The organism is Desulfovibrio diazotrophicus (assembly GCF_902498985.2).
Classification (GTDB): Bacteria; Desulfobacterota; Desulfovibrionia; order Desulfovibrionales; family Desulfovibrionaceae; genus Desulfovibrio; species Desulfovibrio legallii.
The window spans coordinates 2427168-2451099 of the sequence record NZ_OX346397.1; the positions used below are offsets into that span (position 1 = coordinate 2427168).

Annotated in this window: 17 protein-coding genes; 10 read left to right on the top strand and 7 right to left on the bottom strand. The window is 65.1% G+C overall.

Annotation, left to right across the window (positions count from 1 at the left end; all coding sequences use genetic code 11):
- Positions 1–418 precede the first annotated feature (418 nt).
- The 5 genes from frr to J7I12_RS10490 form a co-directional block, all read right to left on the bottom strand.
- Positions 419–979, bottom strand: a complete 561-nt coding sequence (gene frr, locus J7I12_RS10470; RefSeq protein WP_118229711.1) for a ribosome recycling factor — start codon at positions 977–979, stop codon at positions 419–421.
- 30 nt (positions 980–1009) lie between these two features.
- A complete protein-coding gene (gene pyrH / locus J7I12_RS10475; protein ID WP_118229710.1) occupies positions 1010–1723 on the bottom strand; it encodes a UMP kinase in 714 nt (237 codons plus the stop codon).
- A gap of 98 nt (positions 1724–1821) precedes the next feature.
- A complete protein-coding gene (locus J7I12_RS10480) occupies positions 1822–2226 on the bottom strand; it encodes a DUF4911 domain-containing protein (protein WP_242621234.1) in 405 nt (134 codons plus the stop codon).
- 15 nt (positions 2227–2241) lie between these two features.
- Positions 2242–2586 (bottom strand): AzlD domain-containing protein, encoded by a 345-nt coding sequence (locus J7I12_RS10485; protein WP_118229709.1) that lies wholly within the window; start codon positions 2584–2586, stop codon positions 2242–2244.
- A complete protein-coding gene (locus J7I12_RS10490; RefSeq protein WP_118229755.1) occupies positions 2583–3332 on the bottom strand; it encodes an AzlC family ABC transporter permease in 750 nt (249 codons plus the stop codon). The genes J7I12_RS10485 and J7I12_RS10490 overlap by 4 nt, the downstream gene beginning before the upstream one ends.
- Positions 3333–3874: 542 nt before the next feature.
- On the opposite strand from J7I12_RS10490, the gene rpsB reads away from it, so the two are divergent.
- The 7 genes from rpsB to J7I12_RS10525 all read left to right on the top strand — a co-directional run bounded on the left by rpsB (position 3875) and on the right by J7I12_RS10525 (position 15865).
- A complete protein-coding gene (rpsB, locus tag J7I12_RS10495; protein ID WP_118229754.1) occupies positions 3875–4669 on the top strand; it encodes a 30S ribosomal protein S2 in 795 nt (264 codons plus the stop codon).
- A gap of 230 nt (positions 4670–4899) precedes the next feature.
- Positions 4900–5757: a translation elongation factor Ts gene (gene tsf, locus J7I12_RS10500; protein ID WP_118229708.1), complete on the top strand. Its 858-nt coding sequence runs from the start codon at positions 4900–4902 to the stop codon at positions 5755–5757.
- A gap of 373 nt (positions 5758–6130) precedes the next feature.
- Positions 6131–7294 (top strand): glycosyltransferase family 4 protein, encoded by a 1164-nt coding sequence (locus J7I12_RS10505; protein ID WP_302548409.1) that lies wholly within the window; start codon positions 6131–6133, stop codon positions 7292–7294.
- Complete coding sequence (locus tag J7I12_RS10510) at positions 7291–8640, top strand: sugar transferase (RefSeq protein ID WP_118229706.1); 1350 nt, start codon at positions 7291–7293, stop codon at positions 8638–8640. The genes J7I12_RS10505 and J7I12_RS10510 overlap by 4 nt, the downstream gene beginning before the upstream one ends.
- A gap of 231 nt (positions 8641–8871) precedes the next feature.
- Entirely contained in the window at positions 8872–9948 is a 1077-nt protein-coding gene (locus tag J7I12_RS10515; protein WP_302413117.1) for a hypothetical protein, read from the top strand.
- A 9-nt stretch (positions 9949–9957) separates the two neighbouring features.
- Positions 9958–13329, top strand: coding sequence for a UvrD-helicase domain-containing protein (locus J7I12_RS10520; protein ID WP_498793668.1), 3372 nt, complete (start codon positions 9958–9960; stop codon positions 13327–13329).
- A gap of 97 nt (positions 13330–13426) precedes the next feature.
- The gene (locus tag J7I12_RS10525; protein ID WP_118229703.1) at positions 13427–15865 is read left to right on the top strand and encodes a penicillin-binding protein 1A; all 2439 of its coding nucleotides are present in this window, start codon (positions 13427–13429) and stop codon (positions 15863–15865) included.
- A 465-nt stretch (positions 15866–16330) separates the two neighbouring features.
- Here J7I12_RS10525 and J7I12_RS10530 read toward each other — a convergent pair whose 3' ends face one another.
- Complete coding sequence (locus J7I12_RS10530; RefSeq protein WP_118229701.1) at positions 16331–17803, bottom strand: sigma-54-dependent transcriptional regulator; 1473 nt, start codon at positions 17801–17803, stop codon at positions 16331–16333.
- Positions 17804–17972: 169 nt separating this feature from the next.
- Between J7I12_RS10530 and J7I12_RS10535 the strand changes: the two genes are divergently transcribed.
- From J7I12_RS10535 to J7I12_RS10545, 3 genes are all read left to right on the top strand, one after another.
- The gene (locus J7I12_RS10535; protein ID WP_118229700.1) at positions 17973–19040 is read left to right on the top strand and encodes an adenine nucleotide alpha hydrolase family protein; all 1068 of its coding nucleotides are present in this window, start codon (positions 17973–17975) and stop codon (positions 19038–19040) included.
- 196 nt (positions 19041–19236) lie between these two features.
- Positions 19237–19599 carry an RNA polymerase-binding protein DksA gene (dksA, locus tag J7I12_RS10540; RefSeq protein ID WP_118229699.1) on the top strand — a complete coding sequence of 121 codons (363 nt, stop codon included), beginning with the start codon at positions 19237–19239 and terminating at the stop codon, positions 19597–19599.
- A gap of 143 nt (positions 19600–19742) precedes the next feature.
- Entirely contained in the window at positions 19743–21329 is a 1587-nt protein-coding gene (locus J7I12_RS10545) for an NFACT RNA binding domain-containing protein (protein ID WP_118229698.1), read from the top strand.
- Between the two features lie 275 nt (positions 21330–21604).
- Here the strand turns inward: J7I12_RS10545 and J7I12_RS10550 are convergent, their stop codons facing one another.
- The gene (locus J7I12_RS10550; protein WP_118229753.1) at positions 21605–23800 is read right to left on the bottom strand and encodes a putative bifunctional diguanylate cyclase/phosphodiesterase; all 2196 of its coding nucleotides are present in this window, start codon (positions 23798–23800) and stop codon (positions 21605–21607) included.
- Positions 23801–23932 lie beyond the last annotated feature (132 nt).

Here is a 23932-nt window from a genome sequence, read left to right on the forward strand (position 1 = left end):
CCGGGTGTCGCGGTCGGAACGACTGCCGGACAAAGCACAAAAGACGCGGACGGCGCGGGGCCGCCCGTCGCAAAAGGCACGAGTTGCCGGATACGGCTTCCTTCGACGGCGTTGCCGCGGCGACCGGCCCTGGACATGTTGCTTCTGCGAAGCGCGTCCTCAGCATTATATCAAGACGTCCACTTCTGCGCTTATCCGCGCGGATACGTCGCGCCGCATCGCCGTGGCGGAGATCCGCCCGTTGTCCGGGCAACTTCGATGTGAAATTGCTCTGGAGCAGAGTGCCTTTGCGAATAGGTATCCGCAAAGGCTACGGCATGCTGGTTACGGCGCTTATTCGCGCAAATAGAGTGCGCTTGCGCCCCCACGGCGGGCGTCTGCTTACGCAACCGCCAGGGCATTGCAACCTTGCAATGCCCTAGATTTCCATAATCTCTTTTTCTTTGGTCGCGCATTTTTTGTCGGCGTCGGCCACATATTTGTCCGTGAGCTTCTGCACGTCGTCCGTGGCTTTTTTTTGCGCATCCTCGGTAATAGCCTTGTCCTTTTCCAGTTTTTTCAGGCCATCGTTGGCGTCGCGGCGCACGTTGCGCACGGCCACCTTGGCGTCTTCAGTGTACTTGCGGGCCACCTTGACCAGGTCCTTGCGGCGTTCTTCGGTGAGGGGAGGCAGCACGATGCGGATGGTGCGGCCGTCGTTGACCGGGGTAAGGCCCAAGTCGGACTTGAGGATGGCCTTTTCTATCACGGCGAGGCCGCCCTTGTCCCAGGGCTGGATGGTCAGGGTGCGGCTGTCCGGCACGGCCACCGAGGCCATCTGGCCGATGGGCGTAGGCGTGCCGTAGTAGTCGGCGCGGATGCCGTCCACCAGGGCGGTGGTGGCGCGGCCGGTGCGCAGTTTGGCAAAATCGCGCTCCAGCGCGGCAAGGGCTTTTTCCATGCGTTCTTCGGCGTCCAGAAGGATGCTGTCAATATCCATCAGAGGTCTCCTTGAAAATGGCTGTGCGGCCTAGCTGTGGACGATGGTGCCCACGCCTTCGCCCAGCAGCACGCGGCGGATGTCGCCCCCGAACATGCGGCAGACAATGATGGGCACGTTGTTGTCGCGCACCAGGGCAAAGGCCGTGGCGTCCATGACGCCCAGGTGGCGGGCCAGGGTTTCGTCGTAGCTCAGGCTGGTGTATTTGACGGCGTCGGCGTGCTGGGTCGGATCCTTGTCATAGATGCCGTCCACCTTGGTGGCCTTGATGATGGCGTCGCACTTGAGCTCCATGCCACGCAGGGCCGCCGTGGTGTCGGTGGTGAAGTAGGGATTGCCCGTGCCCGCGGCGCAGATGACCACGCGGCCTTTTTCCATATGGCGCAGGGCCCGGCGGCGGATAAAAGGCTCGCAGACCTCCTGCATGGTAATGGCTGAAAGCACGCGGGTGGGGTGTCCGTGTTTTTCAAGCATGTCCTGCACGGCCAGGGCGTTGAGCACCGTGGCCAGCATGCCCATGTAGTCCGCCGAGGAGCGTTCCATGCCCTTGGCCGAGCCGGAAAGCCCGCGAAAAATATTGCCGCCGCCGATGACCAGGGCCATTTCCACGCCCATTTCGAGCACGGCGCCCAGTTCGCGGCAGACCGCGTCCACAGTTTCGGGGTCAATGCCGGTTTTGTGTTCGCCCGCCAGGGCCTCGCCGCTCAGTTTGAGCAGCACGCGCTTGTACTTGAGTGGGGCCATGCAACCGCCTTGGGGTAATGCTGGAAGGTTGGGTCGCCTGCGCGCCCGCCTCCGGGCAGCGCTGCAACGGGTCAGTCATAGCAGAAAACGCGTCGGCCTCAAAGTCTTTTTGCGGCAGGTCCCTTAGCCGCAACGTCGGCTGCGGGCAGTTCCGCCAGCGGCCAGGGCAGCAGGGTGAACGGCACGCTGCGGGCTATGGCCGCCAGGGCCAGATGCGCCTGGGCAGCCATGTGGGGAGAAAAAACCAGCTTGAGCAGCGCCGTATCCGTTTCCAGCACAGTGAAGTAGGCCAGGTTGTCGTAGGCTTCCAGCAGGCGGCGAAACAGGCCCGTATCCTGCGGGGCCATGCGCACCAGCAGACAGCTGCTGCGCGCGGGCGCAGAGGGGCCGGCCGGACGCGGGCGGCGTTGCGGGGCAAGGGCCGTCGGCACAGCCGCGTCCGGCATGGCGGCTGTTGCGGGCTGCGCTTCCTGCGGCGTAAGGGGGGGCAGCGTGGGGGGCATGGGCGCGCTCCGCGTTCAGTACAGACCCAGCCAGCGGGCGGCGATGACCAGGGCCAGCCCGAAGGCGATGGTCAGAAAATAGTTCTTGCCCCACCAGGCCACCAGCACCGAAGGCAGGGCCACCATGAGGAAGAGGTTGGAAGGCCCGGCGTTGAAGCGGCCTTCATAAAAAAATACGTCCGGACCCACCAGGGCTGCCATGACCGCCACAGGCACAAAGGAAAGCCAACGCCGCAGCAGCGGGGGCAGACTGTCGCCGCGCAGCAGCACCACGGGCAGCACCTTGGGCAGTACGGTCACGGCTACGCTGCCCAGCAGGCAGAGCAGCAGGGGGGCGTTTTGCGTCATCCATGCGCTCATGGCCGCGCCTCCTCTCCTTCCGTAACGACGGGCGCGGCGGCGGGCTGTTTGCCGTCCCGCAGGCACAAAAGCGCCGTGCCCAGGCTGGCCCCCACCACCGTGGCCAGGGCAATGTTCCACTGGCTCATGCCCAGGGCGCGCAGGGCAACGGAAAGCGCCAGGGTAAACAAGGCCACCAGCACGTGCAGCCGGTCTACGCACTGGGGCACCAGCAGGGCCAGAAACATGGCCGTGAGCGCGTAGTCCAGGCCCAGGGGTTTCACGTCGCTGACCAGTTCGCCGCAGAAGGCCCCCAAAGCGCTGCCGCCCACCCAGGCCAGCTGGGTAAGGTGGTTGCAGGTGAAGAGCGTGGTCAGGCTGCGCGCCCAGCCGTTCTGAAAGGCCGTCACGTGCACGGCGAAGTTTTCGTCCGTAACGGCGAACCCCAGGAGCAGCCGCACGCCGCGCGTCAACCCCGCGTACCAGGGGGCCAGCGCTGCCGACTGGAGCAGATAGCGCAGGTTGATGATGCCCACGGCGGCGATGATGGACAGCGCGCCCGCGCCCGCGCCCCACATGCTTGCAAACACAAACTGCCCGGAGCCGGAGAACATGAGCACGGACATGCCCACGGCCAGGGCCGGAGGGATGTCGTTTTTGACGGCCAACACCCCGAAAGCGAAACCCACGGGCACATAGCCCAGCACTATGGGCAAGGCGCGCCGCAGGCCTTCCGCCACGGGGGAGGGCTGGGGGGAGTGTGACATGAACCACCTCTGACGCGGCCACGGACGCCGCGCGCAAAAAAAAACGCAAAAAACCGTGACGACCGCGCCCGGAGCGCGGCCCTGCGGCAGGGCGGACACGCGCCGCAACGCCGTCCGCAGCGGCCCGAAAGCCACAAAGTGCCCCTTGCTCTATCCTCTTTGGGGCCTCAAAGCAAGAAGCGGACCCCGCACCGGGCAAGCCCCGCGGCAGGAAGACGTCCTTCCTCCACGGCGCCGCAGGGGGCGGTTCCCGCCCCAAGGCGCGCTGTGCAGGGTGCGGAGGCTTGCCAGATGCGGCACAATGGTGTATGCGTTCCCTTTCTATCAAGCACACCCTGGCAGCGGCCCGGGGTGCCCGGCGGCGGTGTACCGCCCGTTGTTGCCCCATGCGGGGAATGTCGCGTTGCGAAAAAGAGTCTTACCTTTTGCCGGAGCCCCGCGCTCCACAAGGTAACGATCTTTCGCAATGACGCGTTCCGGGGGGCCGGGTTGCAGGGCCTGGAGCCAGGGTGGAAGAGCACAACCCTTTGGAGGCTTTTTCAATGGCATACGTCAGCATGAAGCAGATGCTGGAAACCGGCGTGCACTTCGGGCACCAGACCCGCCGCTGGAACCCCAAAATGCGTCCCTACATCTTCGGGGCGCGCAACGGCATCCATATTATTGACCTGCAGCAGACCGTCAAACTGTTCCGCGTGGCTTACGACAAAATGGTCGACACTGTGGCCCGCGGCGGCAAGGTGCTGTTTATCGGCACCAAGCGTCAGGCTCAGGAGGCCGTGGCCGCTGAAGCCGGCCGCGCCGGGCAGTTTCATGTGACCAACCGCTGGATGGGCGGCACCCTTACCAACTTCGTCACCATCCAGAAAAGCATTGACCGGCTCAAGAAGCTGGAAGGCATGTTTGCCGACGGCTCCATCAACCGCTATCAGAAAAAGGAAATCCTCCTGCTGGAGCGCGAGATGCACAAGCTGGAGGAAACCCTGGGCGGCATCAAAAATATGGACCGCCTGCCCCAGCTGGCTTTTATCATCGATCCGCACCGTGAAGACATCGCCGTGAAGGAATGCCGCAAGCTCGGCATCCCCATCGTGGCCGTGACCGACACCAACTGCGACCCCGACGTCATCGACTACATCATTCCCGGCAACGACGACGCCATCCGCGCCATCAAGCTGTTTGTGACCGCTTTTGCCGAAGCCTGCCTGGAAGGCGAGGCCATGGGCAAGGACAGCAAGGGCGAGGACGCCGAAGCCGCCATGCAGAAGGCCGTTGAGGCGGCTCCGGAAGCCCCCGTGCAGGAGGCCCCGGTGCAGGAAGCCGCGCCTGTCCAATAACGCAGCGTAACGTTGCGGGGTGCGCATTTTTTGTGCGCTCCCGCAAAGGTTACGGCGCGCCCGCTTGGGCGCGCAGCATTTTCCCTGTTTCCGGGGGCAGCGCAACCTGTTTGCAGACATGGCCGCGCTGCCCCCGCCCGGTTGCGGAGGGCGGGCCCTGCCCGCTCCCTTCCGGGCCGCACCAGCAGCACAACCCCGGCCCCGGGCCGGCAGCATGTGGAGTTGATATTATGGCTATCACCGCACAGATGGTAAAAGAACTGCGCGAAATGACCGGCGCGGGCATGATGGATTGCAAAAAAGCCCTGGTGGAAGTGGCCGGCGATGTGGAAAAGGCCGTGGACTGGCTGCGCCAGAAGGGTATGGCCAAGGCCGCCAAAAAGTCCGGTCGCGCCACCAGCGAAGGCCTGGTCACCCTGGCCGTGAGCGAAGACGGCAAGCATGTGGCCCTGGCCTCTCTGCTTTGTGAAACCGATTTTGTGGCCCGCGGCGACCAGTTTCAGGATATGGCCGCTCAGGTGGCCCGCGCCGTGCTGGACCAGGCTCCGGCCGACGCCGCGGCTCTGGAGGCCGTTATGGGCCCGGCCGTGACCCAGCTCATCGCCTCGGTGGGCGAAAACATGCAGTTGGGCAGCTTTGCCCGCCACAGCAAGAGCAGCGACAAAGACGTGGTGGGCCATTACCTGCACGCCAACGGCAAGATCGGCACGCTGGTCTTTCTGACCTGCGGCAAGGCTGCGAGCACGACCAACCCCGATGTGCTGGCCCTGGTCAAAAATCTGGCCATGCAGGTGGCTGCCGCCAATCCCTTGGCTCTTGACGCCTCCAGCCTGGACCAGGCCGCTGTGGAGCGTGAGCGTGAAGTTTACCGCCAGAAGGCCCTGGAAGAGGGCAAGCCCGCCCAGATTGTGGACAAAATTGCTGACGGCGCGGTGAAAAAGTTCCAGAAGGAAGTCTGCCTTATGGAACAGCCCTACATCCGCGACGACAAAAAGAGCATCAACGACCTCGTGCGCGAGACGGCCAAGGCCGTGGGCGACGACCTCACTGTCACGGGTTTCGAGCGCATCCAGCTGGCTGCGGAATAATCCGGGCTGCAAGAGCCTTTTTTCACGGGGAAGGACGCCCTCTGCGGAGGGATTCCTTCCCCGTCCTGCGTTTGCGGCGCGGGCTGGCGGCTTTGGCGTGGCGCACCGCGCCCACGCCCCCAAGGCCGCGCCGGGCCTTTTCAGAACGGCACGGAACTGCTAGGCTGGGGGCCATGCGCCACGTCGCGCCCTTGCGGCTTGCGGCACAAGCGCTGACGGCAGTGCCAATCCGGGCTTTGCACGCCCGGCCGTGCGGGACCAAGACGCGGGCTGTCGTTGGAAAACGGATGCAGCCGGGCTGCCGTCCAAAAGGTCGTCGCAAGTCTGCCGCAACGTCGTCCGCACAGAGGGCAACGCTCTGGAGGAAAGCGGGATGAAGATCGTCGTTCTGGGCAACCAGGCCAAGTCCATGCGCAATTTCTGGAGCGTGCTCATCGCCCACATGCGCCGGGCCGGGCACGAAGTGCTCTGTTGCGTCCCGCCGGGGGATGCGGCCTCTGAGGCCGCGCTCACGGCCCTGGGCGCGCAAGTGCGCACCTATCCTCTGGACCGCAAAGGCCTCAACCCCCTGAGCGACATCCGCACCCTGGGGGCCTTGGTGCGCCTGTTCAAAGAAGAAAAACCTGATCTGCTCTTTGCCTCCACCATCAAGCCGGTCATCTACGGCTGCATGGCGGCCAGGGTAGCCCGCGTGCCCCACATTTACGCCACCATCACCGGTCTCGGCTATGCCTTTGAGGCCGACAGCTTTTTTAAAAAAGCCGTCAACAAGCTGAGCTGCCTGCTTTACCGTACGGCGCTTTCCGGCGCGGAAGGCGTATTTTTTCAGAATCAGGACGACATCCGCGTGTTCCGCCAGGCGGGCATTCTGGGCCCGCGCGCCCGCGTGCTTACTGCCCGCGGTACGGGCGTGGACACGGCCCGCTTTGCCCCGGCCCCCTTCCCCGATCTTACCGAAACCGGCGAGCTCGCCGGCCCGCCCGTATTCCTGCTGGTGGCCCGTCTGCTGGAGGCCAAAGGCCTGCCGGAATACGCCGAGGCCGCGCGCCTGCTCAAGGCCCGATACCCTGCCGCCCGCTTTCAGGTGCTGGGCCCGCCCGAACACGGCCTGGGCAGCGTGAGCCTGGACCAGATCAATGCCTGGGAGGCCCGGGGCAGCATCGAATACCTGGGCGAAACCAGCGACGTGCGCCCTTATGTGGCCGCGGCCCATGTGCTGGTGCTGCCCTCCTGGCGGGAAGGCACGCCCACGTCCATCATGGAGGGCATGAGCATGGGCCGTCCGGCCGTGGTCACCGACGCCCCCGGCTGCCGCGAAGTGGTGCGCCAGGGTGTTAACGGTCTGCTTACGCCCCTGCGCGATGCGCAGGCCCTGGCCGACGCCATGGAAACCTTCATCACCACGCCCCAAAATATCCTGCGCATGGGAGCCGCCGGCCGCGAGCTGGCCCTGCGCGAACTGGACGCCCACACGGTGGCCGCACGCATTCTTGAAGACATGCGCGTGCCCGCCGTCCATAAGGATAGCCAAGCATGATTAGTACCTACCGTATGGCGCTGCTGCAGGCGCTGGATTTTTTCTGTATTCTGCTGGCCCTGGCCGTTTCCGGCATGCTGAGCATTGCGCCGGATCTGAGCGTGTTTCACGACTACACGGGCGCTTCGCTCTTTACCGTCTTTTTTTATCTTCTCTTTTTTTACATCCTCGACGCTTACAGCGTGGGCAGCGAGGACTTCCGCGAGACTATGGGCCGGGTGCTGGTGGCCTGCCTGCTGGGCATCGTTTCTTCGGCAACGGCCTCCTACGCCTTCCAGCACTGGCGCTTTGACCGCGAAACCGTAGTCCTGCTCTTTGCGCTCTCCTTCTGCTTCTGCCTGGGCTGGCGGCTGCTTTACTACTGCAACGCCGACAAAATCACGCACCCCCTGCGCATTCTCCTGGTGGGCGTGGACCGCGCGGGCAAGGTGCGCCAGCTCCTGGCCGAGGGCCTGCCCAAGGCCGAGATTCTGGGGTATGTGGGCGAGCGCGACCAGGGCCCCGACGCCGGTCCCTGCTTGGGCGCGCCCTTTCTGGCCCTGGACATAGCCCAGGAAAAAAAGGCCACCATGATCCTGCTGCTGCCCGACGCCCCCATCGACGACGACATCGCCCACGACCTGCTGGAAGCCAAACTGCGCGGCAGTATGGTGGTGGATATCCGCAGCTTCTACGAACACGTGGTCCAGCGCCTGCCCCTCTCCCAAATTACAGACGAATGGCTTCTCCAGAACGAGGGCTTCTCTCTCAATACCCGCGGTTCCCTGCGCCGACTCAAACGCGTTCTGGATATGCTCATCTCCCTCATGCTGCTCATCCCGGCCACGCCCGTCATGCTGCTCACTGCCCTCATTGTCCGCCTGGAATCCCCCGGCCCCGTTATTTACCGTCAGGAACGCGTGGGCCTGTTTGAAAAGGAATTCACCGTTTACAAGTTCCGCTCCATGCGTGCCGACGCCGAAAAAAACGGCGCGGTCTGGGCCAGCGCCAACGACGCCCGCGTCACCCGCTTTGGCCGTTTTATCCGTAAGGTCCGCATCGACGAGCTGCCCCAGATCTGGAATATCCTCAAGGGCGACATGAGCTTCATCGGTCCCCGCCCCGAACGCATGGCTTTTGTGCAGGAACTGAAAAAAACCATCCCCTACTACAGCGTGCGCCACTCCGTAAAACCCGGCCTTACCGGCTGGGCCCAGGTCTGCTACCCCTACGGAGCCTCCGCCGAAGACGCCCGCCGCAAACTGGAATACGACCTCTATTATATTAAAAATATGTCCATCCTGTTGGATATTCATATTATTCTTAAAACCATCGGCGTGGTCCTCTTCCCCAAGGGCGCCCGCTAAGGGGAAGGAAAAGCAGGAATCTTTGCAGTCGGAAGGGGACTTTGGGGCACTTGGCCCGTTACGGCGAAGGCCGTGACAGGCCAGGGCCGCAGCGCTCAAAAGTCCCCTTCCGCCACATGCCTCACCCGTCAAAATGCTTTCCTCAGGCCGCGCCACAGGCGTATTTCGGCCGCCACAGGGGGCCCCCCCTTTTTCTCATGCCCCAATTTCTCTTCACGATGCGGGTTTCGTGTGACGCAGAACGGCAGAAAAACGTTGCAGGGTACGGGCACGGAACCGGCAGGCCTCTACCCCCACGGGTTGGTCCAGCCCAGCGGGGGCCTGCGTTTCGGCCTGGACGCCCTGCTTCTGGCGGCCTTTACGGCACAGCGGCTGCTGGCCTGGCCGGGGCAGCGGGATATCTTTGCCGTGGAGCTGGGCTGCGGCTGCGGGGCGGCTCTGCTGGGCGCGGCCCTGGCCTGTCCGCGCGTGCGGGGGCTGGGGCTGGAGCGCGAAGTGGCCCTGACCGCAGCGGCGACGGAAAACATCGTCCGGCTGGGGCTCTCGGCGCGGCTGGCCGTGCGCTGCCTGGACGTGGGCGACGCTGTGGCCCTGCGCGGCCTGCCCGGCCCTGACAGTCTGCAGAATTCTGCCAATTGGTCCGGCCCTGGCGGCGGGGCCCTCTGCGGCCGGGCCGACGCAGTGCTGGCCAATCCGCCCTACGATCGGGCCGGACGGCCTTCGCCGGATCCCCTGCGGGAACGGGCCCTGCGCTCTGCCGACGGGCAGGCGCTGGAAGCCTTTTGCCGGGCCGCTGGGCTGCTTTTGCGGCACAAGGGGCATTTTTTTTGCTGTTATGACGCGCGCGCCCTGGGGCGACTGTGTCGGGCCCTGCATACTGCGGGCTTGGGCCTGCGGCTGGCGCTGCCCGTGCGGGCGCATCCCGCAGACCCGGCCCTGTTGGTGCTGGCGGCCGCGCAAAAAGGGGCGGCGGACGATCTGCACCTGGAAGCCCCGCTGACCCTGCACGCCGGGCGCGGCCCCGTGCGAGCAACAGCGCCGCGGCCGCAAGAGGCTGCCGCAGGCGAAACGGGGTCCGGCTTTTTTACTGCGGAGGCCTGGAGGCAGCACGGGACTGGCGCGACCACAGCTGGGGCGGACAAAAAGGATTTTGCCGGGCCGGAAGAAACTGCTGCGGATATGCTTGGTCCGCACGGAGGCCAAGGGCCGGACGGCAAGAGTCCGGCGGGGACGGAGGCGGGGCCGCAGTGGACGGCCGCGGCCCGGCGCTTCTGCCCCTGGCTGGACCGAAAACGGGATTTGGGATAAGGCTCGGGCATGACATTTATTGCAGATCTGCACATCCATTCGCGCTTTTCACGGGCCACCAGCAAGGCGCTCACGCCCAGGTATCTGGCGGCCTGGGCGCGCTGCAAGGGCATTGACCTGCTGGGCACCGGCGATTTTACCCACCCCCAGTGGCGGGCCGAACTGGCGGAACAGCTGGAGCCGGACCCGGAAAGCGGCTTGTACCGGCTGCGGGGCGCGCCCCAAGCGCTGGAGGGCCTGCCGCAGGATATGGGCGCGGGGCAGGGGCCGCTTTTCTTGCTCCAGACCGAAATCAGTTCCATCTACAAACGCCTGGGCAAGGTGCGCAAAATCCACAACCTGGTCTTTGTGCCCAGCCTGGAGGACGCAGAACGCCTCTCCCTGCGGCTGGCGCAGATCGGCAATCTGGCCTCGGACGGTCGGCCCATTCTGGGGCTGGATTCCCGCGACTTGCTGGAAATCCTGCTGGAATGCGCGCCCAACGGGGTCATGATTCCCGCGCACGTCTGGACGCCTTGGTTTGCGCTGTTTGGCTCCAAATCCGGCTTTGACCGTCTGGAAGACTGCTACGGCGACCTCTCTGAACATATCTTCGCCCTGGAAACGGGCCTTTCGTCCGATCCGGCCATGAACCGCATGGTCAGCGCCCTGGACGGCTATGCGCTCATTTCCAATTCCGACGCCCATTCCGGGGCTAACCTGGGGCGCGAGGCCAATCTCTTTGCGGGGCGGCCCTCCTATGCGGGCCTGTTTGCGGCCCTGCGGGCCGTCGCCCGGCGTCAGGACCAGAGCGGCCAGGACTGCCGCTTCCTGGGCACCGTGGAATTTTATCCCGATGAGGGCAAGTACCATCTGGACGGCCACCGGGCCTGCCATGTGGTGCTGGAACCGCGCGAGGCGCGGGAACTGGGCGATATCTGCCCCGTGTGCGGCAAACCCCTTACGGTGGGCGTGCTGCACCGCGTGCTGGACCTGGCCGACCGTGAAGCCCCGGCCGCGCTTGCGCGCGAGCCCGAAGCGCGCTCCGTTATTCCCCTGCCCGAAGTGCTGAGCGAAATTCTGGGCGTAGGGCCCGCCTCCCGCAAGGTGCGGGAGCGCTATGCCGCCCTGCTGCAGGCCCTGGGGCCGGAACTGGATATCCTTTGCCGCCTGCCGCTCCCGGACCTGCGCGCCCACTGGGAACCCTTGGGCGAAGCCGTGGCCCGCATGCGCGTCGGGCGGGTCATCCGCCAGGGCGGCTTTGACGGCCAGTACGGCGTGGTGCGCGTGTTCGCGCCCGAAGAACTGGCCGACGTGCGCGGCGGCGCGCTTTTGCCCGGCTTCCGGCCTGCGGGCCGCCCGCGCGCGGTCAAAACGGACGCCAAGGACGCGCTGCGCGGCCGTGAAAGCCAAAAAACGGCGCAGGCGGACGCAACGCAACAGGACGCCGCAGCGGCGCGGTCCGTCGCAGCCTCCCCCGCCGTGGCGGAGCCGTTGCCGCCGCCCGGCCCGGCATTTTCTCAGGAGCAGACCATGGCCCTGCGGGCCGGGCCAGGGCCGGTGCTTGTCCTGGCCGGGCCCGGCGCTGGCAAGACCCGTGTGCTGGTGGGCCGCTTGCAGTGGCTTCTGGAGCAGGGCGCGCGCGCTGCAGATCTGCTGGCCGTGACCTTTACCCGCCGCGCCGCCGCAGAGCTGCGCCAGCGTCTTGCCGCCGCCCTGCCGGAGCTGCCCACCTTGCCGCGCTGTGACACCCTGCACGGTCTGGCCTGGAGCCTCATGCGCGCGGAGCTGGGCGCGGCAGCCCCCACCCTGCTGGGCGAAGACGCGGCCCTGGGGCTGTTCCGCGCCGCCAATCCGGAGCTCACGGCCCGCGAAGCCCGCAATTTGTGGGCAGCCTGCGCGCTGGCGCGGGAAACGCACGCGCCTGCTGCGGGGGCCGCAGGCAGGCCCATGGACAATCCCGCAGACCGTATCCCTGCGGACGGCGGCGTTCTGAATCCTTCGCCGGACCTGGCCTGCGCTTTGGCCCGTTATACGGCGCGCAAAAAAGCCGCGTCGCCGGGATTTATAGACTATGCCGACCTGCTGGACTGGTGGCTGGAGCACGCCCGGCGTCTGTCGCAGGCGCAAAAACCCCGGCACGTGCTGGTGGATGAAGTGCAGGACCTTTCCCCCATGCAGCTGGAGCTTTTGCGGGCGCTTCTGCCCGCTGACGGTAAGGGTTTTTTGGGCATCGGCGATCCGGACCAGGCCATCTATGGCTTTCGGGGCGTGGCCGGGCAGAGCGAGGACAGTTTGCGGCGCATCTGGCCGGACGTGTCCGTATGTCGGCTGGGGCGGAGCTACCGGGCCAGCCAGCGCGTGCTGGACATGGCCCACGGCCTGCTGGGGGGCGCGGGCCGCTGCGGGCCGCTTCTGGCCGCGCGGGAGCTGACGGCGGAACTGCGCTTGTTCAGCGCGCCGGACGAAAAGGCCGAGGCCCGTTGGGTGGCCCAGCGCGTGCGCGCGCTTCTGGGGGCCACGGCCCACACCCTCATGGATCAAACGGGGAATGACGACATGGCGGGCCTGGCGGGCACGCTGACGCCTGCCGATATTGCCGTGCTGGTGCGCCTCAAGGCGCAGATGCCGCCCTTGCGTGCGGCCCTGGAACAGGCGGGCGTGCCCTGCGCCGCCCCCGCCGAAGACAGCTTCTGGCAGGATGCGGCCTGCGCCCGGCTGCTGGGCCTGCTGGCAACGCAGTATGGTTTTGCGTCCTGGCCCGTGCCGGCGGAACGGCACGGGGCCGACGCGCCCGAAGCCCTTGCTCTGCCCTGGGGGGCAGCGCCTCCCGCGCCGCAGGACATGCGCGCCTGGCTTGGGGCCCAGCCCTGGGCCGGGGAGCCCTGCCTGCAGGGTCGGGCCTGGCGGCAGCTGTGCCGCTTGTGGGCGCAGGCCGGTTCCTGGCCCGCCTTTTTTGCCCAACTGGCCTGGCTGCAGGAGGCGGAACTGGTGCGCGGCAAGGCCGAGCAGGTGCAGATACTGACCCTGCACGCCTCCAAGGGCTTGGAGTTCCAGGCGGTATTCCTGCCGGGCCTGGAGGACGGGCTGTTGCCCTTGCGTCGGGAGCGCCTGTTTGCCGCCCCTGACGCAGTCGCACGCCCCACGGCGCAGGGCGCGTCGGTTGCGGACCAGGCAGAGGACAACGCCCTGGCGGAAGAACGCCGCCTGCTCTATGTGGGCCTGACCCGCGCGGCCCGCATGCTCTGTGTGAGCCACTGCCGACAACGCGCCCTCTACGGCAAAGCTCTGTGCCTGCCGCCCTCGCCCTTTTTGGCCGATATCCGCCGCTTTTGCCGCGTCAGCGTGCTTACCCCGCACCGCCGCCAGCGGCAAAGCCCCCTTTCACTGTTGCCGGAATAGCGTACGTTGGGTGTGAGCACGGGCCAGCACCGCCGCGCCGGGCGCGCTTTCGGCCCTTTTTCTTTACCTCCGGCCCAAAAAACGGTATCGCCTGCTCATGAAAATGCGTCGTATGCTTAAAAAGAGCCTGCTCTGGCTGGTGGGTCTGCTGTTTGTGGGCGGCGTGCTCGGTACGGCCGCCGTGGCCATGCTGTTTTACTGGGCTTCGCGCGATCTGCCGGACCTCAACCGCCTGGCCGAGTACCAGCAGCCCCAGGCCACGGTCATTCTGGCCCGGGACAACTCCGTTTTGGGCACCCTGTACCATGAAAAACGTTACGTCATCGGCCTCAAGGACATGTCGCGCTATCTGCCCATGGCCTTTCTGGCGGCCGAGGACGACAGCTTCTACCAGCATATGGGCGTGGACCCGGTGGCCATTCTGCGCGCGGCCATCAACAACCTCCGCAAGGGTCGGCAGGGCGAGGGCGGCAGCACCATCACCCAGCAGCTCATCAAACAGCTGCTGCTTACCTCCGAGCGCAGTTACACCCGCAAGATGAAGGAAGCCATCCTGGCCTACAGGGTGGAGCAGGACTACACCAAGGACCAGATCCTCACTGTCTACCTCAACCAGATCTACCTGGGTGAACACGCCTACGGCGTGGAGGCTGCGGCCCGCACCTACTTCGGCAAACACGCGGCGGACATTACCCTGGCCGAGAGCGCGGTTATTGCCGGTCTGCCCAAGGCCCCCAGCACGTACAATCCCTTCCGCCGACCCGAAGAGGCCAAAACCCGGCAGATGTATGTACTGGGCCGTCTGCGCGATCTTAAATGGATTACGCCTGAAGAATACGCTCAGGCCGCTGCCGAGCCCCTGGTCTACTGGAGCATGCCCGAAGGCGTGGGCGGCGCGGCCCTTTGGTATCTGGAAGAAGCCCGGCGCCTGCTCATTGAATTTTTTACGGAGCAGAATCTTAAGGCTCTGGGCGTGGATACGCGCAAATACGGCGCGGACTACGTTTATGAGGCCGGACTTACAGTGCGCACGGCCATGGACCCGGTGCAGCAAGAGGCCGCCGGCGCGGCCCTGCGGCGCGGACTGGAAGAGCTGGACAAGCGCCAGGGCTGGCGCGGCCCCCTGCAAAAGCTGGATCCGACCGCGCAGCAGGCCTTTATCCAGGCCAGCGCCTTTACGCCTCTGGATCTGGCTGGTAACGGCTGGGTCAAGGCCCTGGTCACGGGTGTGGAGGCCCGCGAGGCCCGCGTGACCCTGGGGCGGGGCTATAGCGGGGTCATCCCCGTGGCGCAGATGTCCTGGGCGCGCAAACCCAATCCCAAGGTGGCCGGCGTTTACGCCCCGGCCGTCAAGGACGTCCGTCAGGTGCTTTCCCCCGGCGACGTGGTCTGGGTTTCGGCTGCGGACCTGACGCGGGCGGGCAAGGATGCCAAAGGCCGCAAAACGCAGATCTCCGAGCCCTTTGATCCCTCTCAGGTCCAAAAGGGCGCGCCTGTGACCCTGCGTCTGCAGCAGGAACCCGTGGTGCAGGGGGCGCTGGCTTCGGTGGAAGCCCGCAACGGCGACGTGGTGGCCCTTATCGGCGGCTACCAGTTTGGGGACAGCCACTTCAACCGTGCCACCCAGGCCCGGCGGCAGCCCGGCTCCAGCTTCAAACCCGTGGTCTACTCCACCGCTCTGGATTATGGCTTTACGGCCGCCTCCACCGTGCTGGACGCGCCCTTCGTCTATGTCAATCCTTATACCAACGAAGTCTGGCGGCCTTCCAACTACGAGCACAACTACAAGGGCGAGCTGCCCTTGCACACGGCCCTGGCTCTTTCGCGCAATACTTGTACCGTGCGGGTGGCGCAACAGGTGGGCATAGCCAACGTGGTGCAGCGGGCCAAGGCCCTGGGGCTGGAACCGCACTTTCCGCAGGAGCTGGCCATCAGCCTGGGCGCGGTGGCCGTTTCGCCCCTTAACCTGACCCAGGCCTATGCGGCTTTTGCCAATCAGGGGCTGGGCGTGCGCCCGCGCATCATCACCTCCATCACCGATTCCCGCGGGCGGGAACTTTACCGGCAGGACGTGGAGCACTGGCAGGCCGTCAGCCCGCAGAACGCCTATATTATGGCCACCTTGCTCAAGGAAGTGGTGAACCAGGGCACAGGCGGCCGGGCCAAGGTGGAAGGCCGCATTATTGCGGGCAAGACCGGCACCACCAACGACGAGCACGACGCCTGGTTTGTGGGCTTTTCGCCCTATCTGGTCACGGGCGTCTATGTGGGCTACGACCAGCTGCGCAGTCTGGGCCGCCTGGAGCAGGGCGGCCGCACGGCCGCGCCCATCTTTCGGTATTATCGCAGCACTATAGAACACCTCTACCCCAATGATGACTTTACCATGCCTGAGGGCATTGTCATGGCGGACGGGCTGGCCTTCAAGGCCGACGAACCCATGCAGGGCGCTTCGGCTACAGCGCCGGGCACCGAGGACGGCAGCGTGGTGGACACCTCTCAGGGGGGGGAAGATCTTATGCGGCAGATGTTCTAGAGCAGTTAGCGAATGAAATGAGCTAACTGCTCTGCAAGGATTTTCTTGAAAATCCTTGCCACGAAATGCGAGAAGGCAGGCTTTTGCCTGCCGTAAGCGAGCATTTCAAGTGTTAAATGCTCTAGGGACGCGACCCCCGCCCCGCGCCGTCCGCGCCCAACAGGCGGGGCTTCATCTCTGCCCCGGCGCTGCCCCGGAGTTAGGGCCTTGCCATGCTGCAATGTCCTGGCGGTTGTGCAAACAGCCGCCCGCCTGGAACACAAGCATAGCTCCAGCCGTTGCAATGCAGGGGCTTAGCCCGTTACAACGAAGGAAGTTAGGGGCAAAGGCAGCAGCGCTCTGCAGTTGCGCGGGTAAGCGCCGGAACGCGCGTGCCGGACCCTTTGAGAATGCCTATTCTCAAAGGGTTCCTGTTTCAATTCTGCCTTGTCCGGGAAAAAGTTCCCTTCCCCCCACAAGGCTTTCTTATTCCACCGGATGCCCGGCGGCGCGGTATTCGTTGAGCTTATTGCGCAGGGTGCGCACGGAGATACCGAGGAGTTCGGCGGCCTGGGTACGGTTGCCGGCGGTAACTTCCAGGCCTTTGAGGATCATGATGCGTTCCATTTCGTGGAGGGGGATGACCGGTCCGGCGGTGGCAGTGAGCGTTGCAGCGGCAGTGCCACCGGCTGCGGCGGAGGCTGCCGGGGCATCGGCCGTGGGGGTTGGGGATGGCGCCGGGGCTGCTGGGTCCGGCGCGGTTTCGTCTTCAAAGAGGGGCCAATCTTCGTCTTCGAGAAGGAAGTGGCGGGGCTCCAGGGGGCGGCCGTTGGCCAGGAGCACGGCGCGTTCCATGAGGTTCTGCAGTTCGCGCACATTGCCGGGAAAGTCGTAATTTTTGAGCCAGTCCACGGCGCTGGGGGCCAGGTCTGTGGCCGGGAGGGCGTATTCACGGATATAGAGATTGATGAAAAAGCGGGCCAGGTCCAGCACGTCGTCGCCACGCTGGTGCAGGGAGGGCAGGCGCAGGGGAATGACGTTAAGGCGGAAATAGAGATCCTGGCGAAATTTGCCCTGGGCGACCCATTCTTCGAGGTTGCGGTTGGTGGTGGCCAGCACGCGCACGTCAACTTTGAGGGTTTCCGTGCCGCCCACGCGGTCCACCTCGCCTTCCTGGAGCACGCGCAGGAGTTTGGCCTGCAGGGCCAGGTCCATTTCTGAAATTTCGTCCAGCAGCAGGGTGCCGCCGTCGGCCAGTTCAAACTTGCCGGGTTTGCGGGCAATGGCCCCGGTAAACGCGCCTTTTTCGTGGCCGAAGAGTTCGCTTTCCAGCAGGTGTTCGGGCAGGGCGGCGCAGTTGACGGCAACGAAGGGGCGGGCGGCGCGGGGGCTCATGGCGTGCAGGTAGCGGGCAAACATTTCTTTGCCTGTGCCGGAAGCGCCGGTAATGAGCACCGTTGCGCGGGATGGGGCCACCTGGCGGGCCAGCTGGAGCACGCGGCGGATGCTGGGGTGGTTGCCCACGATGCGCGGGCCCGCGCCCTGGGGGCAGACGGGCCTGCGGCCGCCCAGGGTGGAGGCGGCGGGGGCCGGTGCGGGCTGGCGGCGTGCGGCGCCGGCGGCGATTTTGACGCGCTCCACATCCAGGGGTTCCAGCCAGTAGTCGCGCGCGCCCAGGTTGAGCAGGCGTTCGGCCTCCTGAGGGCTGCCTTTGTCGGCCACCACGATGACCGGGGGAAAGTGCGGGTCTTCCGCGCCCACGGCCAGCAGGTCTTCCACACGAAAGCCCGGCAGGGTGGGGCGGGCGAAGATGATGCCCGGCCCGGATTTGCTGATGAAGGCCGACGCGCCCTTGAGATTTTCGGCAATGCCCAGTTCAAAGCCCGCGTCGCGTAACGCGGGGAAGATGCCGGTCACGGCCTGAGCGGGAGTGAGGAAGAGCAGACGTTGCGTGGCCATGCAATGCTGTGTATCGTGTCGCGCGCCACAATGCAACACGGGGTGCGCCGGGGCCGGCCGTTGCCGGGCGCAATGGCGGCGTGCGCACAAAAAGCCTCTGCCGCGCCCATACGTTCCGGCTGGGCGCGTTGTTGTAAAAACTCCTCTACATCCTTTATGTCCATACGTTATGAAAAATCCCCAAATTATCACGCTGTTTTCCGGCGGGCTGGACAGTCTGCTTACCGCCAAGCTGCTGGAACGTCAGGGTCTGACCGTGCGTTGCCTGCACTTCACGGCGCCTTTTTTCGGCAGTGCCGCATCCGTGCCGCACTGGCGGCAGGAATACGGTCTGGATATTGCGGTCCAGGACGTGAGCGAGGCCTTTGCGGCCCTGCTGCGGGCCTGGCCTGCGCACGGCTTCGGCAAGGTGCTCAACCCTTGTGTGGACTGCAAGATTCTGCTGCTGCGCGAGGCCCGCAAGTATATGGAGGCCGTGGGCGCGCAGGGTCTGGCCACGGGCGAGGTGCTGGGCCAGCGGCCCATGTCCCAGCGGCGGGACACGCTCAACGTGATTCTGCGCGACGCGGCGGTCAGGGATGTGCTGCTGCGACCTTTGAGCGCCCTGCATCTGCCGCCTACGCCCCTGGAAGAAAGCGGCCTGGTAGACCGGGACCGGCTGCTGGGCATCTGGGGACGCGGCCGGCAGGACCAGCTGGCGCTGGCGCGAGAGATGGGCATCAGGGAAGTGCCTACCCCCGGCGGCGGCTGCCGCCTGACGGAACGGGAAAATGCCCGCCGCTACTGGCAGGTGCTTACGCTGACGGACGCGCCCACGGGCGCGGACTTTGCCCTGGCCAACCTGGGGCGGCAGTTCTGGCACAGAACGGCAGAAGCGGCCTACTGGCTGTGCGTGGGGCGCAACAGCGCGGATAATGAAAAGCTGGCCGCGGCGGCTCGGCCGGGGGATCTGCTTTTGCGGCTGCGCGACCTGCCTGGTCCGTTGGCCCTGGCCCGCAAGGGCGCGATCTGGCCCTTGCCCGTGCTGGAATCGGCCGCGGCCCACGCAGCCTCTTACGCGCCCAAGGCTATGGCCCTGGGCGGGGCGGTGGCGGTGCGCCTTGTGCCGGACGGCGTGAGGGGGGATCTGCAAATCACGCCCGCCCGCCAAGAGGACGCCTGGGGTGAACCCGCCTGGGAGACGGTCAAGGCCGCCGTCAAGGCAGCGGCGCGGGCCAGAACCGCATGTGCGGACTGATCCATCCGCAGCAGGCCCTTCTTGCAGTACAGCGGCGACACGGCGTTGTTGCTGGTTCGTCACAGATTGCAACAAGTTGCGTATCTTTTGATGACGATGGTGCAGTGCGCTTTACAAATTTTGTGTATGACGCTATAGAGTTTCATTGTGTTGAAGACCATTCCGCGGCCCCCAGCGGCATCCGCCGGAGGAGTATATGGATCACAAGGATTTGGAGTATTTTCGCAAGCTGCTCACCGGGATGCTGGAAGAAGCCCAGCAAAAGGGCGACAGCACCCTTGAAGAACTGACCGACAGTAACGAGGTCTTTGCCGACCCCGCGGACCGTGCCACGGCGGAATCCGACAGGGCCTTTACCCTGCGCATTCGCGACCGGGAGCGCCGCCTGATCCGCAAAATCCAGGCCGCCATCACCCGCATTGACGATGGCACCTATGGTATTTGCGAAGAATGCGGCGATGATATCAGCATCGCCCGGCTCAAGGCCCGCCCCGTGACCCGCTTGTGCATCAACTGTAAAGCCAAACAGGAAGAAGACGAGCATCTGCGCGGCGATTAGCCGGGCCTCCCGGTTGGGGCCGTTGTGCCCGCCGCGTTTTGGGACCAGCGCATCCCGGCCCCGACCTTTGTTGCCAGCACCAGCCTCAGACCGCCGTCGCTGCTTTTCAGGAGCACGGCGGCGGCTTTTTTACGGGAGGCGTTATGGATGCCCACCTTTTTCGCCGTTGTTGCGATGCCCTGACGCCTCTGCTGCAGGGCGCGCGTCTGGAAAAACTGCAGGAGCCCGCGCCGGGCCTGCTGGCCTTGACCTTTTTTGGCGGCGGGCGCAAGCGCCTTCTTTGTTTGCGGCACGGCCGCAAAGACCCTTTTCTTTTTGTTACTGAACAGCGCCTTACGGCCGGCATTGCGCCTTCGGCGGCGGTCATGCGCCTGCGCAAATACGCGGCAGGCCGTCGGGTGGCGGCCTGTGTGCCGTGTTACTGGGCGCGCCAGCTCTGGCTTTTGCCCGCCGGATCGGGCAGTGCAAGCCTGCCCTGGCTGGTGCTGGATTTGCGCGAAGGCCCCGGCCTACGCTTTCTTGCCCCTGACGCCACGCCAGAGGAAGAGCGCCCCGCCTGGCCCGAACCGCAGGAGCTTGCCGCCGCCCTGCAGGACTGGCGCAGCTGGCCCGTGCTCACTCCGGCGCTGCGCCGCACCCTGGCCCTGCTGGAGCCGCCGGAACAGTGGGCCTTGCTGGAAGACCTGCGACAGGGGGGCGGCGATATTTTTCTTTACGCTCTGGCAGGGGGCCCTTGCCGCGCCGTCAGCGCCTGGCCCCTGCCCGCGCCCTTGCGGGAGGGCCTGCGCATGGCGGCGGAGGCCGCGCAAGCCAGAGCGGTGACGGAGCAGGGCGGGGACGATATTTTGCCCCTTCTGGAGCGCGCGGGCGCGGACTTAGTGCTGGCGCGCCTGGCCGCGGACGCCGCCAAAGAAGCGGACCGGCCTCTGAGCCGCCGTGAAACCAAACTACGCCGCCTGCTGGATAAACTTCGGGAAGAAGAGGCGCGCCTTACGGGCATGTGTGCCGCCGGGGCCGACGCGCTGGCCCTGCAGGCCGAACTCTGGCGCTGGCCGGCGGATCTGCGCGCGCCCAGCGTAAAGGTAAGCGCCGGAGCCCACGGCCCAGCCAGAGAAATAGCCCTGGACCCGCGCTACAGCGTACGGGAAGCCATGACCCGGTTTTTTCATACGGCTGCAAGGGGCAAGCGGGGCCTGGTCCATCTGGGCGAACGCCGCGCCGCCCTGGAGGCAGAATTGGCCGCCCTGCGGGCCGCGCGCGGTCTGGGCCTGCCCGTCAGCGCCCCCGCCAGTGCGGGCGCAAGTGCGGATGTGGCCGGCCTGGCGGCGGCCGCTCCCAGAAACGTTCAGGTCTTTGTGAGTGAGGACGGCTTTGTGCTGCTGCGCGGGCGCGACGCCAAGGGCAACCTGGCCGCCCGCAAGCTGGCCGCGCCGCACGACATCTGGCTGCACGCGGAAAACGGTCCCGGCGCGCACGTCATTATCCGCCGGGCCCACGCCGGGCAGGAGGTGCCTGCGCGTACCCTGGATCAGGCCGGTTCTCTGGCTGCGGGCAAAAGCTGGCAGAAGGATGCGGCCCGCGCCCGCATCCAGTACGCTGAAGTGCGCCACGTCAAGCCTTTGCGCCGCGCTCCGGCGGGCACCGTGCGGGTGGATAAGGTGCTGGCCTCGCGCGAGGTGCCCGTGGACCCTGGCCTGGAAACCCAGCTTTTGCCGCAAGCCGTCCGCTAGAGCATTTACCACTTGAAATGCTCGCTTACGGCAGGCAAAAGCCTGCCTTCTCGCATTTTGTGGCAAGGATTTTCAAGAAAATCCTTGCAGAGCAGTTAGCTCATTTCATTCGCTAACTGCTCTAGCGCAGAGGACCGTTGCGAAGATATCTTCTCAAAGGTTACGGCGCGCTCGTTACGGCGCAGAGCTGCGCAGATGACGTGTGCTGACGCCTCCGCAGCGGGCGGTTGTCGGCGCGCCGTCGCCAGGGCATTGGCGGCATAGAACAGTTCTGCTTAATACTCCCGGTACGGCCGCTCTTCACTGAGCGGCAGACCCAGCCGCCGGGCGTCCTTTTCAAGGCTGGGGTCCACCCAGAAGGCTTTTTGCTGTACAAAGCTCAGCACTTCAAACTCCGGGGTGTCCACGGGGCGGGAATAGTAGTAGCCTTGGGCGCAGTTGCAACCGCTGTTGAGGAGAAAACGGGCGTGCTCCAGCGTTTCCACGCCTTCGGCCACCACGCGCATTTGCAGGTCGCGGGCCAGGGCGATGGTGTTGCGGGCCACAATCTGGCCGCGTTCGTTGTCCGTGCCGTCGCTGATGAAGGTGCGGTCGAGTTTGACGATGTTGAAGGGCAGGTCGCGCATAGTGCTCAGGGAGGAGTAGCCTGTGCCGAAATCGTCCATGGAAAAGACAAAACCCGCGGCCTGCAGTTCGTACATAAGGCGGATCAGGGCGGTTTCATTGGCAAAGAAGGCGCTTTCGGTCAGTTCCAGTTCCAGCAGGTGGTGGGGCAGGTGGTAGGAGTCCACAAGGTTGATGATTTTGCTGGGCAGGTCGGCGTCGTTAAAGTGCAGGCGCGAAACGTTGACCGAAACGGGCATGGGCTGGTAGCCCTTGTCCAGCCAGCTGCGCAGTGTGCGGCAGGTCTGGTCCCAGATATATTCGTCCAGCCGTACAATAAAGCCGTTGCGTTCAAACAGGGGGACGAAGCGGCCGGGCAGGATGAGGCCGTCAGTAGGGTGGGCCCAGCGCACCAGGGCTTCGGCCCCGATGATGCGCCCGCTGGAAATTTCCACCTTGGGCTGGAGATAGAGCTTGAATTGCTGTTTTTCCAGTGCGGCGTACATCTGGTCGGTAATATAGGTTTCGTCGTGCAGTCGTTTGCGCAGGGCGTCGTCGTAAAAGGCAAAGCTGCTGAGGTCGCTGCCCTTGACGGTTTTTTGCGCCAGGTAGGCCCAGTCGCAGAGCACATGGGCCGGGGTGCGGCGGTTTTCTACCTGGCAGACGCCGAAAAAGAGCTTGACCCGGAACGTTTCTGAATAGTGTTCCAGACGACGGGACAAAGACTGCATGAAGCGCAGCAGCCGGTCCGTGTCGCCCGTGAGGCAGGCGGCAAAGACATCCGCAGTGAGCCGGGCAAAGATCTCCCGTTCCGGGTCCAGGCGTTGGCGCACCAGGCGGGCGATAACCCGCAGCAGCCGGTTGCCTTCTTCCAGGCCAAAGGCCTCGTTAAGGGCCTTGAAGCCCGCCACGTCGAAGCGCAGCACGGCGTAGGGATTTTCAGGATTTTTTTTGAGGAGGCTTTCCACCTTTTCAAAAAAGGTCTGGGTGTTGTAGGCGCCGGTAAGGGGGTCCAGCTCCGCCCGCTGGCGCAGGGCCTGTTCCGAACGGGTGATGGCGTCCACATCATTGAGCGTGCCGATGTAGCGGTCGCCGGGTTCGCCGTCGGCCAGGGCCGTGTAGGTCACCTTGCACCAGATGAACTGGCCGTCGCGTCGCCGCAGGCGCACAGTGGTTTCGCCGGATTTGACGCCCAGGGCCAGCCGTGAAAGACAGGCGTCCATGGCCGCGTTGTCGCCGGCAAAGAGCACGCCGTCTTCGCGCCAGACCTCAAAGGGAATGCGGCCGTCGTAGTTGCCGGCCAGCAGCTCCGGGATGCGGTGGCTCAGGTAGTTGAGCTCCGTGCCGCGCCATTCAAAGACCAGGGTGCGGGTGTGGTCCACTACAGCCTTGTAGCGCAGGCTGTCCAGCTTTTGCTGCTGGAGAGTTTCGTTCTCGCGCTGCAGTACGGCGGCCCGTTTGCGTTCCTCCACATCCTCCACCCCCACCAGAAAGAGCGGCTGCGCTTCATTGGGCGGCTGCAGGCGAAAAAGCATCACCTGGGCCCAGCGGTAGCCGCCTGTTGTGCATTTTTTGCGCACATCGGCGCTCACAAAGCCGCGTTTTTCATCTATTCTGTCCAAGGTCTCAGGGTTGAACAGGGCGATAAAGGCGGCGCGGTCGTCAGGGTGGACGTAGTTGGCGCTGACGTCGTCCAACAGGGCGGTAAGGCCTTTGTTTATGGCAGGGGTTTCAAAAACATTGGTGCTTCGGTAGAGCTCGCGGCATTGGTCGCGCGCAAAGTCCAGCACGAAGATTTCGTCGTATACGCTGCGCAACACGCCAGCGTAGCAGTGCGAGGTCATGTTTTGGGCGGTAAGACAAGGCATGGTTGGCGCCTTGCTGCCGCAAGGGAGGGATTCGTCAGCCTGGGTTTTCATGCTGCGGGTTTACCTTTTTGCGCTGTGACGTCGGAACCGAAAAACGGCGAACAGCGCGGCGTGGGGGCAGGTATTCGCCCC